Source organism: Pseudomonas sp. UBA1879 (assembly GCF_002338065.1).
Classification (GTDB): domain Bacteria; phylum Pseudomonadota; class Gammaproteobacteria; order Pseudomonadales; family Pseudomonadaceae; genus Aquipseudomonas.
Window position 1 is genome coordinate 113,587 of sequence record NZ_DDHJ01000011.1, and the last position, 15,972, is coordinate 129,558.

The 15,972-nt window shown below is 61.6% G+C and carries 16 protein-coding genes and 1 riboswitch; of the genes, 3 read left to right on the plus strand and 13 right to left on the minus strand.

Annotated elements, in window-relative coordinates; all coding sequences use genetic code 11:
• Window positions 1–202 precede the first annotated feature (202 nt).
• Complete coding sequence (gene rmuC, locus B3N48_RS11050) at window positions 203–1,537, minus strand: DNA recombination protein RmuC (protein WP_296183573.1); 1,335 nt, start codon at window positions 1,535–1,537, stop codon at window positions 203–205.
• 1,097 nt (window positions 1,538–2,634) lie between these two features.
• On the opposite strand from rmuC, the gene B3N48_RS11055 reads away from it, so the two are divergent.
• From B3N48_RS11055 to B3N48_RS11065, 3 genes are all read left to right on the plus strand, one after another.
• Complete coding sequence (locus B3N48_RS11055) at window positions 2,635–2,859, plus strand: hypothetical protein (protein ID WP_296183371.1); 225 nt, start codon at window positions 2,635–2,637, stop codon at window positions 2,857–2,859.
• A 279-nt stretch (window positions 2,860–3,138) separates the two neighbouring features.
• A complete protein-coding gene (locus B3N48_RS11060; protein ID WP_296183374.1) occupies window positions 3,139–3,630 on the plus strand; it encodes a hypothetical protein in 492 nt (163 codons plus the stop codon).
• Between the two features lie 140 nt (window positions 3,631–3,770).
• The gene (locus B3N48_RS11065) at window positions 3,771–5,069 is read left to right on the plus strand and encodes an OmpP1/FadL family transporter (RefSeq protein ID WP_296183376.1); all 1,299 of its coding nucleotides are present in this window, start codon (window positions 3,771–3,773) and stop codon (window positions 5,067–5,069) included.
• Window positions 5,070–5,292: 223 nt separating this feature from the next.
• On the opposite strand, the gene B3N48_RS11070 is transcribed toward B3N48_RS11065, so the two are convergent.
• From B3N48_RS11070 to B3N48_RS11125, 12 genes are all read right to left on the minus strand, one after another.
• On the minus strand, window positions 5,293–5,844 hold the full coding sequence (locus B3N48_RS11070; protein WP_296183378.1) for a glutathione peroxidase: 552 nt from the start codon (window positions 5,842–5,844) through the stop codon (window positions 5,293–5,295).
• A gap of 115 nt (window positions 5,845–5,959) precedes the next feature.
• Window positions 5,960–6,691 carry an adenosylcobinamide-GDP ribazoletransferase gene (locus B3N48_RS11075; RefSeq protein ID WP_296183383.1) on the minus strand — a complete coding sequence of 244 codons (732 nt, stop codon included), beginning with the start codon at window positions 6,689–6,691 and terminating at the stop codon, window positions 5,960–5,962.
• The gene (cobC, locus tag B3N48_RS11080) at window positions 6,692–7,264 is read right to left on the minus strand and encodes an alpha-ribazole phosphatase family protein (RefSeq protein ID WP_296183387.1); all 573 of its coding nucleotides are present in this window, start codon (window positions 7,262–7,264) and stop codon (window positions 6,692–6,694) included.
• A complete protein-coding gene (cobT, locus tag B3N48_RS11085; RefSeq protein WP_296183390.1) occupies window positions 7,261–8,313 on the minus strand; it encodes a nicotinate-nucleotide--dimethylbenzimidazole phosphoribosyltransferase in 1,053 nt (350 codons plus the stop codon). Before cobT ends, cobC begins: the two co-directional genes overlap by 4 nt.
• Window positions 8,310–8,831, minus strand: coding sequence for a bifunctional adenosylcobinamide kinase/adenosylcobinamide-phosphate guanylyltransferase (cobU, locus tag B3N48_RS11090; protein ID WP_296183392.1), 522 nt, complete (start codon window positions 8,829–8,831; stop codon window positions 8,310–8,312). Before cobU ends, cobT begins: the two co-directional genes overlap by 4 nt.
• Entirely contained in the window at window positions 8,819–10,309 is a 1,491-nt protein-coding gene (locus B3N48_RS11095; RefSeq protein ID WP_296183394.1) for a cobyric acid synthase, read from the minus strand. Before B3N48_RS11095 ends, cobU begins: the two co-directional genes overlap by 13 nt.
• On the minus strand, window positions 10,296–11,309 hold the full coding sequence (gene cobD / locus B3N48_RS11100) for a threonine-phosphate decarboxylase CobD (RefSeq protein ID WP_296183397.1): 1,014 nt from the start codon (window positions 11,307–11,309) through the stop codon (window positions 10,296–10,298). The genes B3N48_RS11095 and cobD overlap by 14 nt, the downstream gene beginning before the upstream one ends.
• Window positions 11,302–12,210, minus strand: a complete 909-nt coding sequence (cbiB, locus tag B3N48_RS11105) for an adenosylcobinamide-phosphate synthase CbiB (RefSeq protein ID WP_296183398.1) — start codon at window positions 12,208–12,210, stop codon at window positions 11,302–11,304. Before cbiB ends, cobD begins: the two co-directional genes overlap by 8 nt.
• Entirely contained in the window at window positions 12,207–12,857 is a 651-nt protein-coding gene (bluB, locus tag B3N48_RS11110; protein WP_296183401.1) for a 5,6-dimethylbenzimidazole synthase, read from the minus strand. The genes cbiB and bluB overlap by 4 nt, the downstream gene beginning before the upstream one ends.
• 171 nt (window positions 12,858–13,028) lie before the next feature.
• Window positions 13,029–14,324 carry a cobyrinate a,c-diamide synthase gene (locus B3N48_RS11115; RefSeq protein ID WP_296183404.1) on the minus strand — a complete coding sequence of 432 codons (1,296 nt, stop codon included), beginning with the start codon at window positions 14,322–14,324 and terminating at the stop codon, window positions 13,029–13,031.
• Window positions 14,325–14,334: 10 nt separating this feature from the next.
• Window positions 14,335–14,946 (minus strand): cob(I)yrinic acid a,c-diamide adenosyltransferase, encoded by a 612-nt coding sequence (gene cobO, locus B3N48_RS11120; protein WP_296183406.1) that lies wholly within the window; start codon window positions 14,944–14,946, stop codon window positions 14,335–14,337.
• 106 nt (window positions 14,947–15,052) lie between these two features.
• A riboswitch (cobalamin riboswitch) is annotated at window positions 15,053–15,259 on the minus strand.
• A gap of 159 nt (window positions 15,260–15,418) precedes the next feature.
• Window positions 15,419–15,958 (minus strand): C40 family peptidase, encoded by a 540-nt coding sequence (locus B3N48_RS11125; RefSeq protein WP_296183408.1) that lies wholly within the window; start codon window positions 15,956–15,958, stop codon window positions 15,419–15,421.
• Between the last annotated feature and the right edge of the window lie 14 nt (window positions 15,959–15,972).

The following is a 15,972-nucleotide window of genomic DNA, read 5'->3' on the forward strand; positions in this document are numbered from 1 at the left end:
AGCGGTTTTATAAGAAGATCAAGACGAACTTGATAGCAGAATGACTCTATCTTTCGGCGCGCCCTCTATGCCCACAGACAGTGCGCGGGTGCCTGATCAGCGTGCGTTTTGAGGAGGGCAATTTGCCCATTTAAGACGTGCATACAATTCACCTGTCGATTGTTCATGAAAAGCACTCCGCTGTGTTTGACCATCCCCTGAATCACTCCGGCAACTGCACGACCCCGTCCTCATCGGTCATTGCCCGCTCAAGCAAATCGGCTGGCAGGTTTTTGCTCGCTCTGGCACCCAGCAGCTTCAGTTGCTCACTGCGACTGACCAGATTTCCGCGCCCCTCGACCAGCTTGTTACGCGCCGCCCCATAGGCCTTGTCCAATTGCTGCACGCGGCTGCCCACTTCGTCGAGGTCTTGAATGAACAGGACGAACTTGTCGTACAGCCACCCTGCCCGCTCGGCGATTTCACGCGCGTTCTGGCTCTGACGTTCCTGCTTCCACAGGCTGTCGATGACGCGAAGCGTGGCGAGCAGCGTGGTCGGGCTGACGATGACGATGTTGCGGTCGAAGGCGTCCTGAAACATGCTCGGCTCTGCCTGCAACGCCGCTGAAAAGGCCGCTTCGATCGGCACGAACAACAACACGAAGTCCAGGCTGTGCAGGCCTTCGAGGCGTTTGTAATCCTTGCCGGACAGCCCTTTCACATGATTGCGCAGCGACAGCACGTGCTGTTTGAGTGCAACCTGAGCGATCACCTCATCATCCGCCGAGACGTACTGTTGATAGGCCGTCAGGCTGACCTTGGCGTCAACCACCACCTGCTTGTCGCCGGGCAGCATGATCAACACATCCGGCTGAAAACGTTCGCCATCCGGGCCTTTGAGGCTGACCTGGGTCTGGTACTCGCGCCCCTTCTCCAGCCCCGCGTGCTCAAGCACCCGCTCCAGAATCAACTCTCCCCAATTGCCTTGGGTTTTCTGGCCTTTGAGGGCGCGCGTCAGGTTGGTGGCTTCATCACTCAGGCGTTGATTGAGCAGTTGCAGACGCTCCAGCTCCTTGCCCAGGGAAAAACGCTCCCGCGCTTCCTGCTGATAGCTCTCCTCGACCCGTTTCTCGAACGATTGAATTCTCTCCTTTAGCGGGTTGAGCAATTGCCCCAACTGCTGCTGGCTGGTTTCGGCGAACCGCTGCTCGCGCTCGTCGAAGATCCTCCCCGCCAGTTCGGCAAATTGCGCCCGGAGTTCATCCCGCGACCCTTGCAGGTCGCTTAGCCGCTGTTGATGGCCTTCCTGCTGCTCACGCAACTCGGCGTTCAGCGACGCACATTGCGCGTCGAGGCGACGCAGCTCAGCCTCTTTATGGCTGCGCTCGTGGCCCCAGTCGTCCTGCGCCTGACGAGCGGCCTCGTGTTGCTGACGCAATAGCTCGACCTCGCGGCGCAGGGCGGCCAGATCGGCCTGCTTGACGGCATTGGCTTGCCCCAGATCGCTGATTTCATCGCGACTGGCATCAAGCTGAGCATTGAGTCCGTCCTGCGCCATCTGCGCATTACTCAAGCGCTCATCAAATAACGCGAGGTCCGCTTCACGCGATGCGATCCGCCGCTGCAGCTGCCACGCCAACGCCAGCAATGGCACCGCCGCTGCCGCCAAGCCCACCAGCAGGCTGGTGAGGTCCAAAGCCATAACCATTTCCCGACTCCACAATTGATGCTGGCGGCATTATGCGCAGAAGCGGCGCAGACGTCAGATCCGCATCGAGTATTGAAACAGGCAAGCACATTCGTGTGCAGGCAATCTCAAAGCCGCGGGCTAGAGCAAGCGCTTGGGACAATCCACAGAACCTGTGGATAACTCAGTGGACAACATCCCTTGAACCCTCGCAAACGCAGACGGAATGGGGCCTGCGTTCAAACTGACGATTTTTTCACCAACAAAAAAAAGCGATGATTTTCATTGACTTAATAATTCGATACATGAAATCAAGCTGTTATCGCCGATTGTGACAGTGAGATGGCAACTAACCGCTTTAATGTGCACAAGTCGATTTGCAATCGCTATAAGCCCGCTTCCGGTTAGCACCCGCTCGCTTGAATGCCACGGAAGACAAGGCCAACAGCCATCCCTCAACCCGTATGGGACTCAGGCCAGCGCCTGAAAACAGTTTTTTTTCACACGCCGCCTTGCATGGCAGCCATTAATCGCTTAGCATCGCCGCCGTTAGTACCAAGCTGAAAGTCAATTCTGATCGAACAAATCCCCCATCCACCTTTGCGCAGTCGCAAGCGGATTGAGAAAAGGGATCGATCACCTCGATGGTTTCCAGACATGAACTCGCACGGGCTGCCGAACAATCGGAGACGTGGGGCAGCACTCATGGCCTGTCCAGACCAGCCTGCAAATTGATCAGGATCTTCACCCCGAGCATCGAACCTTTGCTCCTGTTGTGTCGCCTGCCCTCCTAAGTACCTACCAGTCAGCCCAGCGCCACACGATAACCGCGCTTCAACTGGCTGCTTTTGTTCCAGACAGGTTCTGCGCCCTGCCCTGACTCGCCTTCGAGCACCGGCCCGCGTTTACTGGAACGTTTTTCTTATGCACGCCTCTATATTGCGTGCCGATTCAGGAAACACCTTTAGATGACTACTCATATCCAGACTCAAGACGCTATCCGTACATTGACCAACGCTTTTGCCCCCATGGATTGCCTGATCATGGCGGCCCGCAAAGGCTGCTTCAGCTTCACCATCGTCAACGAACACGGCATCGCCCGTCATAGCGAACGCCTTTACCCCGATCAGTACTCCAGCGCCGAGCCGCTGCAGGCCGTGATCGACCGTACGCGCCAAGCCTTGACTGCCTGATACCGTCCGTCGGGTAAATAATCCTACGACAAGCCTCACCTTTCAAAACGGTGGGGCTTTTTTGTGCCTGTTTTTCATATGAAAACAACGCTGCGCTCATTGCCGGATGAAATATGCGCGCTTCGCCACCCGATTAATTAGCCTAAAAACAGCCCTTTACACGGTAAATTTGAGACTACGCTTCAACTCAAGCGGTTTGTGCCGCTTCCGGTGGGCCCTACCATTCATTTCGCTGCCAAGCGTCAGGGTCCGCCGGACCATTGATCTCCCGAGGGTGTTATGGGAATTGCCGCCAGTGAATTGCGCCGTTATGTGATCCGCCCGACGCTGATCTATCTCGGTCGTCAGCCGCCAGGGGCAGAAGCCTTCCTGCTTGCCGTCGCGGCCAGCCAGTCCGCCTTGGGTGCCGAGCTGGACAGCCAGCGCGGACACGGCCTTTACGGCATCTCCGACGCACTTCACTACCAGCTATGGGATGGCTACCTCGCCAAAGACCCCGACCTCGCCAGTCTGGTCAGGGGTCTCGCCAGTCAGCACGCGTTCCTGACCGGGCCTGATCTGGAACTCACCGTCAACCTGCGCTACTCCACCGCGATTGCCTGGATGATGGTCGAAGCCAGCCGGCTGACGTTGCCACCCGAGGGCGATGTGAAAGGGATGGCAAGGATTTGGCGCAGGATATTTCAACCCCGGGGTCGCACGGATGATTTCATCGCGGCCTGGCAAACCGTGGTTCGCCCTTTGTTTCACGGCGAACCGGCCATTTTGTGACCCGGCAGTTTCGCTGGAGATCGCAGCATGTTTACCCGGATTGTCCTACAAAAACTGCTCTAACTCGGGTGATCCAGCCTATAGCGCGCTGTGGAAAATATTGGTAATTTCCGCGCGGTGATCAACAAGGAGTTCTAACAATGAAAAAAACAATGATCAAATCCAGCCTCAGTCTCGCCATCACGTTTGCCTCCACCCAACTTTTCGCTTCCGGCTTTGCCCTCAATGAGCAGAGCATCAGCGGTATGGGCACCGGTTTTGCGGGCCGTTCCTCATCCGCCGACGACGCCAGTATCGTCTATGGCAACCCGGCCGGCATGTCGCGCCTCAAAGGCCAGCAAGTCACTGTGGGGGTTGCTGCTATCGACGCGTCGACTGACATCAAGGACGTCAGCGGCCGAAGCAGCGGCACCAACAAAGGCGACATGGTCCCGTTCACCGCTGTTCCGATGGGTTTCTACGTTAACCCGGTCGACGAACACTGGGCATTCGGTCTGGGCGTCTACGCCCCGTTCGGTCTGGTTACCGATTACGAAAGCAGCTTCCAGGGCCGTAACTTCGGCAGCAAGAGCATCGTCAAGGTCGTGACCTTCCAGCCGACCATCAGCTATGCCTTCAACGATAAGGTGTCGATCGGTTTCGGTCCGACCATCAACCGCATTTCGGGCGCGCTGGAGTCGAACCCGAACCTGAGCGGCCTGACAGCCCCGATCACCGGCCGTCCGGCGGGCGACGGTCGCGTCCAGGTCAAGGGCGATGACGTGGGCTACGGCTTCAACGCCGGTATCCTGGTGCAAGCCACTGACACCACCAGCGTAGGCCTGACCTACCACTCGAAAGTCACCTACAAGCTTGAAGGCCACACCGAAGTAAGGCCAGGTGCTGGCGTCCCACCGGCCCTGCTGAGCGCAGGTCGTTACGACGCCAAGCTGAACCTGGACACCCCTGAGTCGGTGGACTTCTCGGTCACCCAGAAAATGAACGATGCGTGGAAACTCTACGCGGGTGCGACCTGGACGCGCTGGAGTCGTCTGGAAGACATCACCGTGAAGAACTCGGGCGTAAGCGGCGGTGCACTCGCCCCTCGTCTGTTCGGCACCATCACCGAAGAACAGAACTGGCACGACACCTGGGCTTACGCCATCGGTACGTCGTATCAGTTGAACAAACAGTGGGTCGTGCGCACCGGTCTGACCTTCGATCAGTCGCCTACCAACAATGACAACCGCTCGCCACGTATTCCGACCGGCGATCGGACGATCTTCAGTCTGGGTGCCGGGTACAGTCCGACCGAGGACATCACGATCGATGTCGCTTATTCGTACCTGAAAGAAGAGCCTGTGAAGGTGCGTGACGTCAGCCCGCTGGGTCAGACGTATAACGCGAAGTACGAAAACAGCGCGAATGGTTTTGGCCTGGGTCTGACCTACCGTTTCTAATACCGTTGACGGGACGGGTTGATCGCCTGTCCGCTTCCAGAAAACCCCGTTTCCAGCGATGGAAGCGGGGTTTTTCTTTACCGCCGATAGAAGTTCACAGGCGCTCGGGCCGGGCCCAAACCCGGACCCATTCCAGGCAAGCACTTACGCCGTCCAGCCAAAGGTGGCGTCGCCCCTTCGGCGATTTCCCCCCGTCCGCGCAGGGCATCGAACCCCGCCCCTATCAAGGTTTCGAGGCAATCGCCTTTTCCACCGCCGAGATCAGTTCAGGATCATCCGGCGTGGTCATGCTGGAAAAGCTCGCCACCACGTTTCCTTGACGATCCACCACGTATTTATAGAAATTCCAGCGTGGCGCGTTGCTTTGCTCGGCCAAGACTTTGAACAGGTTGATCGCATCGGATCCGCGCACGGGCTGGGGTTCGGTCATGGTGAAGGTCACACCGTAGTTGACGTAACACACTTTGGCCGTCTCTGCGGCGTCATTGGATTCCTGTTTGAAGTCATCCGACGGCACGCCCAGGACTTCCAGCCCCTGCCCTTTGAACCGCTGGTTCAGCGCTTCCAGCCCTTTGAACTGCGGGGCAAAGCCGCAGAAGCTGGCAGTGTTGACCACGACCATCGGCTTGCCCGCGTACTGCTTGCACAGGTCGATCGTCTGCTTCGCGCGCAGCTTGGGCAGTTCGCCCTTTAATAAAGGAGGGCATTCAGCCGCCGCGACAAGGCCGCTCAAACCCAGGAGAAGAACAGGAAGTGCAATCCAGCGAAGGTTCATGACGGCATCCATTCAAGGTCGGGTGTCAGACACACACGCTACTCTCTGCCAACGGTGCTGCCTAGGCGCGCAGGTTCACCGGATCATGATCAGTGGCGGGGCAGCCATTTGCAGATCAGAAAAACGCCAAGGTCACCAATACCAGCACCTCCAGCAGTTCCAGCATCGCCCCGGCGGTATCGCCCGTGCTGCCGCCCAGTCGCTGATTCATTACACGACGAAGCCCAAAAAAGCCGACGGTCGCGATCAGCAACGACGCCACCCCTGCCCCACCCGCCACCAGGACGACGCCCAGCGCACTGCCTGCGAGCACCTGAAAGCCGAGGCGACGCGGCAGATGATCGGCCAGCGCCTGGCCCAACCCGCCCTTGCGCACATAAGGCGTGGTGAGGAACAGGCCCAGCATCGCCGCCCGCCCGATGACCGGTGCCAGCAGCAGGCCGATGCTGTGCTGGTTCTCGATCAGCGCCAGGAGAGCGGTGAATTTCAGCAACAACACGATGACCAGCGTGACCACGGCGATGGGGCCGCTGCGGGGGTCTTTCATAATGGTCAACGTACGCTCACGGTCGCCAAAACCGCCAAGCCAGGCGTCGGCGCTGTCGGCCAGGCCGTCCAGGTGCAGGCCGCCGCTGAGCAACACCCAGGCTGCCAGCAATAAGGCCGCGTGCAGGAAAACAGGGGCGCCGTAGAGCAGCAGGTTCAGCCCCATCAGAATCGTGCCGAACAGCACGCCTACCAGCGGATAAAATAGCAGCGAACGCCCCAAGGCCTGAGGCGCGGGCATGCCCGGCAGGCGAATCGGCAGGCTACTGAGAAATTGCAGGGCGATCCAGAATGGCAGCATTTACACCTCCGTCAGCGCGCCATTGGCGTCGACCCTGACCCCGAACAGACCGCCATGACCGACGACCACTTCCAGCAGCTGTTCGCGAGGCAAACCGCGCGCTTCGGCCAGCAGCAGGCGCATCACCCCGCCGTGGCTGATGAGCAGAATTCGCTCGCCGTCGTAGGCCTTCTGAAGACGTCGGACCGCGCCATGCACCCGTTCGGAAAACGCCAATACCGGCTCGCCATTGGGCGGCGTGAAGATGTAGGGGTTTTCCCAGAAGCGACCCAGCCCTTCGGCGTCGGTCTCCATCAGTTGCGCAGTGCTCACGCCTTCCCAGTCGCCGAAATGCAGCTCTTGCAGATCAGGCTCAAGGTGTAGGGGCAACGAAAGCCGCGCCGACAGTTCTTCCGCGAACCGCGCGCAGCGTTGCAACGGCGAGCTGACCATCCGATCCCACGACAGGGGCTCGGCCACTGCGTCGCGCATCTGCTGCCAGCCAACGGGGGTCAAAGCGTCGTCCAGACTGCCGCGCAGCCCGCCGCCCTGTTCGGTTTCGCCGTGGCGCAGCAGGTCCAGACGCAAGGTCATTCAGGGCGATCCGCCACGGCGGCCTCGGCGAACGTCGCCATGCCGTTGTGCAGCTCACACGCCAGGCGCATCAGCGGTACCGCCAATGCCGCGCCGCTGCCTTCGCCCAGACGCAGTCCCAGTTCCAGCAACGGCTCGGCCTGCAACGTTTCCAGCACATGGCGGTGACCCGGCTCGGCACCGCGATGCCCAAAGAACAACCATTCGCGGCACGACGGGTTCAAGCGCACCGCCACCAGTGCCGCCACGCTGCAGATGAAACCGTCGACCAACGCAGCGATGCCCTCTTGTGCGCAGGCCAGATAAGCGCCCACCAGCGCCGCCACTTCAAAGCCGCCCAGCGCACGCAGACTGCCCAATGCGTCGCCGGACTGGGACGTGTGTAACTGCAATGCCCGTTCGATGACTTGCGCCTTGTGCTGAATGCCGTGCGCGTCGAGCCCTGTACCTGGGCCGACCAGCAGCGGCGCCGGGCAGTTCAGCAGCGAGCAGGCCACGGCACTGGCCGCCGTGGTGTTGCCAATGCCCATCTCGCCGCCAATGAACAGCTGAGTGCCCGCCGCTTTGGCGCGCAACACGCTGTCACGCCCGCCCGCCAGTGCGCTGTCCAGTTGGGCTTGAGTCATCGCCTCGCTTTTGGCGAAGTTGGCGGTGCCCATGCCGAGGTCAAGGTGACGCACGCCGGGCAGGTTCAAGGGCGAAACCGTGCCGAGATCGACCACGTCCAGCTGCGCTGAAAGCTGCTTCGCCAGCACGCTGATCGCCGCGCCGCCCATGATGAAGTTGTGCAGCATCTGCCCGGTGACGGCCTGCGGATAGGCCGACACGCCTTCCTCGACGACCCCATGATCCCCGGCGAAAATCGCGATCCAGACATTGTCCACGACAGGTTTGACCCGGCCCTGTAAACCGGCCAGCTGTACCGCAACCGTTTCCAGTTGGCCCAGTGAGTCTGTAGGCTTGGTCAGTTGCTGCTGTCGGGCCAAGGCCTGTTCGCGGCTGGAGTGATCGATTTCTTGAGACGGCGCGAGCCACCAGGCGTTGCTCATAGCGGGGATCCTTTCAGGGTCATGGGCAATCCGGCGACCGTGAACACCACGCGCTGGCAACGTTCGGCCAACGCTTGATGCAGCCAGCCGGCTTCATCGACATAACGACGGGTCAGCTCACCGAGGGGCACGACGCCCAGCCCGGTTTCGTTGCTGACAAAAATGATTTCACCCGGCAATTGCGCCAGGCAATCGATCAGGGCGTCGCGCTCCTGCGTCAGTCGCTGCGGATCGTCCAGCATCAGCAGATTGGTCAGCCACAGGGTCAGGCAGTCCACCAACAGGCAGCGGCTCTGCCCTGCGCTTTCCTTCAATACACGGGCCAGTTCGAGCGGTTCTTCGACCAAGCCCCAAGTAGCCGGGCGACGTGCGCGGTGCGACGCCACCCGTTGATTCATTTCGCCGTCCAGCGGCTGGCTGGTGGCGATGTACACCACGTCGAGGCCGCTGTCGCTGGCCAATTTTTCGGCCAGCCGGCTCTTGCCGGAACGCGCACCGCCGAGGATCAATTGCTGCATTTAACAGGCTCCAGGCCGCAGAGTTCGCGCAGCAGTTTGCCGTCCAGGTGCTGCTCCACCAGATCCGCCAGCCGCTCGATGTCCCGCTCGCGCAAGGCGTGATAATCGACCTGCTGCACGTTCTGCAAACCGGCCCAACGCAGCAAGGCACTGCTGGACGCCGGGTGTTCGAACAGGCCATGCAAGTACGTGCCCAATACCTGGCCATCGGCACTTTGCGCGCCATCGCATCGACCGTCACTGAGCTGCACCAATGGGCGTTCCAGCGCAGGCCCGGTGGTCACGCCCGCGTGAATTTCGTAGCCGCTGACGTCGGCGCCTTCCAGGGTCAAATGCCCTGAGACGTTGCGCAGCTGCTTTTCCTGCTCCAGCACCGTGCTCATCGCCAGCAGCCCTAGACCCGGACTTGATCCCGCCGCGCCTTCCAGTCCCAGCGGGTCATGTAAATGCTCGCCGAGCATTTGCAAGCCCCCGCAGATGCCCAACACCTTGCCGCCGTAGCGCAGGTGTCGGGCAATGGCGGTTTCCCAGCCGTTATTGCGCAGGTAGGTCAGGTCGCTGCGCACGCTCTTCGAGCCCGGCAGGATGATCAGGTCGGCGGGGGGGATCGGCTGACCGGGCCCGACGAATTGCAGATTCACTTGCGGATGCAGACGCAGCGGGTCGAAATCGGTGTGATTACTGATGCGCGGCAGCACCGGCACGACGACGTTCAGCACTTGGTCGGCCTTGTCGGTCTGTCGCTGATCGAGGCCGTCTTCGGCCTCCAGGTGCAGGTCCATGACATAGGGCAAAACGCCCACCACCGGTTTGCCGGTGCGCTGCTCAAGCCAATCCAGACCCGGTTGCAGCAAGGCGATGTCGCCCCTGAAACGGTTGATGATGAAGCCCTTCACCCGCGCCTGTTCACTGGGAGACAACAACTCCAGCGTGCCCACCAAGTGCGCGAAAACGCCGCCGCGATTGATGTCAGCGATGAGTAACACCGGGCAATCCACGGCCTCGGCAAAGCCCATGTTCGCAATGTCCCCCGCCCGCAGATTGATTTCCGCCGGCGAACCCGCGCCTTCGACCATCACCACCGGCCAGCCTTCGCTCAGTCGCCGATGAGACGCCAGCACCGCCTGCATGGCGATAGCTTTGTAGTCGTGATAGGCAACCGCGTTCATGGTAGTCACCGCGCGACCGTGAATGATCACCTGCGCGCCGGTGTCGCTGTTGGGTTTGAGCAGCACCGGGTTCATGTCGGTATGGGGTTCGAGGCCACAGGCCTGAGCCTGCACCGCTTGCGCCCGACCAATCTCGCCACCGTCGGCGGTCACTGCGCTGTTGAGCGCCATGTTCTGCGGCTTGAACGGCACCGTGGGCACGCCCTGACGGGTCAGCCAGCGACACAGCGCAGTCACCAGGGTGCTTTTGCCGGCGTCTGAAGTGGTGCCCTGCACCATCAGGGTTTTGCCGGGCTTAGGAAGATTCATGCACGCCCCGGGAAAATTCGCTCAGCGCCTGTTCGAATCGCTGCCAATCGGCTTCTTCACGGGGCAGGCCGAAACGCAGGCTGCTGTTATGCGGCCCTGCGTTGAGGAAGATCCGCAGCAGAATCCCGCGCTGGGCGCAGAACTCATGCAGCTCAGCGGCCAACGGCGTGATCAGCCATTGGAATAACGCGCAACCGCCTTGAGGCGCCAGGCCTTGGCGGGTCAAAAGGTCCACCAGACGCGCACTGGCCTGTTCCGTGCGTTGCCGTTGCAGCCGCTGACCTTCAACGTCCGCGAGACAGACTTTGCCGAGAATGCGCGTAGGACCGCTCACCGACCAGGGTCCGATCTGTTTGGCCAACACTTTGAGAAAACGCGATTCGGCCAGTACGAAGCCCAGCCTCACTCCCGCAAGACCGAAGAATTTGCCGAACGAGCGCAAGACGATCAGGCCGGGGCGCTGGGTTTCGGCAGCGAGGCTCAGGTGGGGGGTGTTGTCCATAAAGGCTTCATCCACCACCAGCCAGCCGCCGCGCTCCGCCAGGCGCGCATGCCACGCCAACAGGCGTTCGGGCGTCAGGCTCAGGCCCGTAGGGTTATTCGGGTTGACCACCACCAGCACGTCGAGGGTGTCGATGAAGCGTTCCACCTCATGCTCCAGCACTTCACGCACCAGAAACCCGGTGCTGCGCCAGGCCTCGGCATGCTCGGCATAACACGGCGACAGCACGCCGACCTTGCCCGCCTGACGCAAACGCGGCAGCGCCTGAATCGCGGCTTGGGAACCGGCCACCGGCAGGACATCCGGCGCACCGTAATAAGCACAGGCCGCCGCCTCCAGCCCGTCATCGGTTTCCGGCAAACGCGCCCACGCGGCCTCCGGGATGGGGGGAACCGGCCACGACCACGGCGAAATCCCACTGGACAGGTCCACCCAGTCGGCCTCATCGATGCCGTATTTCTGGACCGCACCGCGCAACCGACCACCGTGCTCAAGCATAGAATTCAGTCCCCAGGCACAACACCAGCAACCACAGCCAGACGCCACGCTGCACCAGTTGCCAGCCTTGATCAATGGCATTCGCATCGGCTGGCGCACCTTCGCCCAAGGACGGGCGCTGATGCAGTTCGCCGTGATAAATCGCAGGGCCGCCCAGTTGCACGCCCAGCGCCCCGGCGCCAGCCGCCATCACCGGGCCCGCATTCGGGCTGTCCCATTTGGGCGCCTGGGTCCGCCAGCAACGCAGCGCCAGTCGGGTGTGGCCGAGCAAGGCGTAGGTCAACGCCACAAGCCGGGCCGGAATGTAGTTCAGCAAGTCGTCGATTTTTGCCGCAGCCCAGCCGAAACGCTCGAAGCGCTCGTTTCGATAGCCCCACATCGCGTCGAGGGTGTTGCTCAAGCGATAGAGAATCACGCCGGGCGCGCCCAGCACGACGAACCAGAAGATCGCAGCGAACACCGCATCGCTGCCGTTTTCGAGGACCGACTCGGTGGCGGCGCGGGCGACCTCGGTGGCGTCCAGTTCCGAGGTCTGGCGGCTCACCAGAAAGCCGACCCGACGCCGCGCTTCTCCCAGATCGTCGCTGCGCAACGCCTGCGCCACTGGCGCGACGTGTTCGCCCAGACTGCGCAGGCCCAAGGCGAAATACAGCGCGGCCACGTCCACCAGCCAGCCGATGTAAGGCAACCCACTCAGGAGCGTGACCAGGAGGGTCAGCGGGATGACCGCGATGAACCAGGCCGTCACGCCATGGCTGCGCCAGCCGCGGCCGCCGCTGTTGAAGCGTTGCTCGATGCGCTCGGCGTATCGGCCAAACGCCACCAGCGGGTGGTTCCGTTTTGGCTCGCCCAGCAGCGCGTCCAGCGCAACCCCGGCGACGCTCAACAACGCCACGCTCATGCACTCACCCCCCATCGGTTTTCGTAGACCAACTCATGCAGCGGACGTGCCTGCGCCCACCCCTCCAACACCAACATCGGCGCCGGATAGAACTCCTTGACCGGGCCCAGGCACAAAATTGCCAAGGGTTTTGAACCGGTTGGCATTTGCAGCAGGTCGGCCAACGCCTGCGGGTCGAACAATGACACCCAGCCCATGCCCAGACCCTCCGCGCGGGCCGCAAGCCACAGGTTCTGAATCGCGCAGGACAACGACGCCATGTCCATTTCCGGCAGGGTGCGACGGCCGAAGATGTGCTTCTCACGGTCGTCCATCAAGGCGGCGACCAATACTTCGGCGCAGTCGTTGATGCCTTCGACCTTGAGCTTCATGAAGTCGTCGGCGCGCTCCCCCAAGGCGTCCGCAGTGCGAATTCGCTCCTCTTCCACCTGCGCCTGAATCTGCCTGCGCAGCTGACGTTCGCTGATACGGATGAATCGCCACGGCTGCATCAGCCCGACACTTGGCGCCTGATGCGCTGCTTCCAACAGACGCGCCAGCAGCGCTGGCGCCACGGTGCCCCCGGTGAAATGGCGGATGTCGCGGCGCTCGGCGATGGCTCGGTAAACCGCCGCGCGTTCGGCATCGCTGAAGGCGTGGTCAGTCATGGTTTTCCCTTGCCCGGTGCAGAGAACGGAACGGATAGATACCTCGGACGCTGTGGGCGTGAGCTGGCCCACGAAAGCGGCAGACTTGAGAAGCGAAGGTGTCAAACATCGCGCTTTCATGAGTAAGCGCACTTGCACAGGTACGTGTCACATCCGAACAGTGCGGGATTTTCATGGCAACAACAGCGCCGCCATCGCCTGCGGGTTGGATGGAAAATAGAAGTGCACGTAAGACGCGGTCATCCGCCCTTCTCGATAAACCGCTTCCGCGCCGCGCCCACCGTTGGGGCTGACGCCACGGGCGATCGGGGTCAGTTCGGTGCTGGTGAGCGAATGGTGATACGTGTGCCCGCGCAAGGTCCCTTCGGGCAGTTTCACCGATTGCAGGGCCAGCGCAGCCAGGCGTTTTTGCATGACGGCTTCGCCGTCGAGCAAGCCCACCAATTCGGCGCGCTGGCCCTCGACGTCGGTCAAGGCATTCAAGAGGTAAAGCATGCCGCCGCATTCTGCGAGCAGCGGTTTGCCAGCGGCGTGATGAGCGCGAATCGCGTCCAGCATCGAAAGGTTGTGACTCAACGCGACGTGGTGCAATTCCGGGTAGCCGCCGGGCAGGTACAGACTGTCCGCGTCCGGCAATTGGCGGTCGCGAATCGGCGAGAAGAACAGCAACTCAGCGCCCATTGCGCGGAGCAGATCAAGGCTGGCGCCGTAAGTGAAAGCAAAGGCTTCGTCGCGGGCCACGGCGATGCGCACGTCAGCCAGTAACGGCTCGGCGGGCACGATCTCGGGCGCTTCGAACCTCACGGCAGGCGGTAACGTCGAATCGCAAGTGCTGGCCAGTGCGTTGGCGGCGGCATCGAGGCGCAGGTCCAGGTCATTCAATTCGCTGGCCTGCACCAGCCCGAGATGACGGCTCGGCAGCTCGATCCCGGTCTCCCGCGACAGCGCGCCGTACCAGCGCAAGCCTTCGGTCAGGCTGCCTTCGAGCAACTGCGCGTGACGCACGGTACCGACCCGGTTGGCCAGCACGCCAGCGAACGGCAGGTCCGGCTGATACCGCGCCAGGCCCAATGCCAGCGCACCGAAGGTCTGCGCCATGGCCGTGCCGTCGATCACGCCCAGCACCGGTACGCCGAAACGCCGGGCCAGATCGGCGCTGGACGGGGTGCCGTCGAACAGCCCCATCACACCCTCGATCAGAATCAGATCGGCGTCCGCCGCCGCTTGCCAAAGCAGGCGACGGCTTTCGTCCTCGCCCACCATCCACATGTCGAGCTGATACACCGGGTTGCCGCTGGCGCGTTCGAGAATCATGGGGTCGAGAAAATCAGGTCCACATTTAAAGACCCGGACATTACGCCCCTGATTGCGATGCAAGCGGGCCAAGGCCGCCGTGACCGTGGTTTTGCCCTGGCCGGACGCAGGTGCCGCGATCAGCACGGCGGGGCACTGGCGAGGCTGGCTCATGAAGGTATCCTCACAGCTCGATGCCCTTCTGCGCCTTGATGCCCGCCTGAAACGCGTGCTTGACCACACCAATCTCGGACACGGTGTCCGACAGATCGATCAGTTCCTGCTTAGCACCACGACCGGTGACCACGACGTGCTGCATCGGCGGACGCGCCTGCAGATCGCTCAGCACCTGCTCCAGATCGAGATAGCCGTGCTTGAGGGCGATGTTCAATTCGTCGAGGATCACCAGACCGATGTCAGGGTTGCGCAGCAGCCCCTGGGTCACGATCCAGGCCGCTTGCGCCGCCGCGATGTCGCGCTGGCGGTCCTGGGTTTCCCACGTGAAGCCTTCGCCCATCACGTGATAGCTCACCTGCTCAGGAAACCGGCGGAAAAACAACTCTTCACCGGTGGCATTGCGGCCCTTGATGAACTGCACCACGCCGCACTGCATACCGTGCCCCATGGCCCGCGCCAGCATGCCGAACGCCGAACTGCTCTTGCCCTTGCCGTTGCCGGTCAGCACCAGCAGCAGGCCGCATTCATTGGGCGCGCTGGCAATGCGCTCGTCCATCACGGCCTTTTTGCGCAGCATGCGCGCCAGGTGGCGTTCGTCACGTTCGGGGGATTCGCTCATCTCAGCTCTCCGCTTGAGGGCAGGTGTGGCAAACGGAGGGCCCAGGCAAAGACTGACAGCAGGCGCCGGACAATGCCGAGCCTGCGCAGAGCATCGCCCTCCGTGATGCTGTTGAATGGATCAGGCCGGTCTCCGGACTCATGAGCGGATCACAAACCGCGCGCCTTCCCATGCTCATTGAACACAGTGGCATCGTGCGCAGCCTTGACTCATTTACCGTTGCGGAGGCAGCGCCGGGATTGATCGCACACGCGTTCGCACCGGCTTCCCTGTTTCACCCTTTCTAGCGGGCACCTGAAACAATCGGCGAAGGTTAGAGGGTTGACTACTAAGCGTCAATCGAAGCGGCAAAGGATCTGCCGCATCCTGAAGCAGCACGGCTTGCCGGCAGTGGCGTCCGCGAGTTTTAGCAAGGAAGAAGAATCGGGTGTTTGCTGCGCAACAGCAACGCAGCAAAACACTCAGGAAGGGATCAGTTGCTGCGGGCCAGACTCGACGGCTGAATCACACGTTTGGCGTTCAACCATGCCTTTTGCCAATACGGCTTGTCGAGGCTGTCGAGCTTGACGGTGCCGCCGGTGGCCGGGGCATGCACGAAGCGGCCTTCACCGACGTAGATCCCAGCGTGGCTGACGTTCGAGCCGCCGCCGGTGGCGAAGAACACCAGATCACCGGTCTGCAACTGGCTGCGGTCGATATCCGGGCCGCGCAAGGTGATCATCTCGCGGGTCGAGCGCGGCAGGCTGATGCCCGCGGCATCACGATAGACGTAGCCAATCAGTCCGCTGCAGTCGAAGCCCGAATCCGGCGTGTTTCCGCCCCAGCGATAAGGCGTACCGACCAGTCCGATGGCGCGCAGCAGCACGTCGTCCGCTACGGGAGAACTGAATTGAGGGGGAGCAGTGATCACAGGTCGATAAACGACCTTGGGCGGGGGTGGCGGTGGCGTGCTGGAACAGGCGGCCAGCAATACAGCCAATGAAGCAACAGCCAGGCGAACCGTAATCGACATAAACAACAACCTTC

Bases quoted from the DNA above. Each gene is read 5' to 3' on its own strand.
- rmuC (WP_296183573.1), bottom strand. From the start codon at position 1,537: ATGGCGCAGGACGGACTCAATGCTCAGCTTGATGCCAGTCGCGATGAA.
- B3N48_RS11055 (WP_296183371.1), top strand. From the start codon at position 2,635: ATGACTACTCATATCCAGACTCAAGACGCTATCCGTACATTGACCAAC.
- B3N48_RS11060 (WP_296183374.1), top strand. From the start codon at position 3,139: ATGGGAATTGCCGCCAGTGAATTGCGCCGTTATGTGATCCGCCCGACG.
- B3N48_RS11065 (WP_296183376.1), top strand. From the start codon at position 3,771: ATGAAAAAAACAATGATCAAATCCAGCCTCAGTCTCGCCATCACGTTT.
- B3N48_RS11070 (WP_296183378.1), bottom strand. From the start codon at position 5,844: ATGAACCTTCGCTGGATTGCACTTCCTGTTCTTCTCCTGGGTTTGAGC.
- B3N48_RS11075 (WP_296183383.1), bottom strand. From the start codon at position 6,691: ATGCTGCCATTCTGGATCGCCCTGCAATTTCTCAGTAGCCTGCCGATT.
- cobC (WP_296183387.1), bottom strand. From the start codon at position 7,264: ATGACCTTGCGTCTGGACCTGCTGCGCCACGGCGAAACCGAACAGGGC.
- cobT (WP_296183390.1), bottom strand. From the start codon at position 8,313: ATGAGCAACGCCTGGTGGCTCGCGCCGTCTCAAGAAATCGATCACTCC.
- cobU (WP_296183392.1), bottom strand. From the start codon at position 8,831: ATGCAGCAATTGATCCTCGGCGGTGCGCGTTCCGGCAAGAGCCGGCTG.
- B3N48_RS11095 (WP_296183394.1), bottom strand. From the start codon at position 10,309: ATGAATCTTCCTAAGCCCGGCAAAACCCTGATGGTGCAGGGCACCACT.
- cobD (WP_296183397.1), bottom strand. From the start codon at position 11,309: ATGCTTGAGCACGGTGGTCGGTTGCGCGGTGCGGTCCAGAAATACGGC.
- cbiB (WP_296183398.1), bottom strand. From the start codon at position 12,210: ATGAGCGTGGCGTTGTTGAGCGTCGCCGGGGTTGCGCTGGACGCGCTG.
- bluB (WP_296183401.1), bottom strand. From the start codon at position 12,857: ATGACTGACCACGCCTTCAGCGATGCCGAACGCGCGGCGGTTTACCGA.
- B3N48_RS11115 (WP_296183404.1), bottom strand. From the start codon at position 14,324: ATGAGCCAGCCTCGCCAGTGCCCCGCCGTGCTGATCGCGGCACCTGCG.
- cobO (WP_296183406.1), bottom strand. From the start codon at position 14,946: ATGAGCGAATCCCCCGAACGTGACGAACGCCACCTGGCGCGCATGCTG.
- B3N48_RS11125 (WP_296183408.1), bottom strand. From the start codon at position 15,958: ATGTCGATTACGGTTCGCCTGGCTGTTGCTTCATTGGCTGTATTGCTG.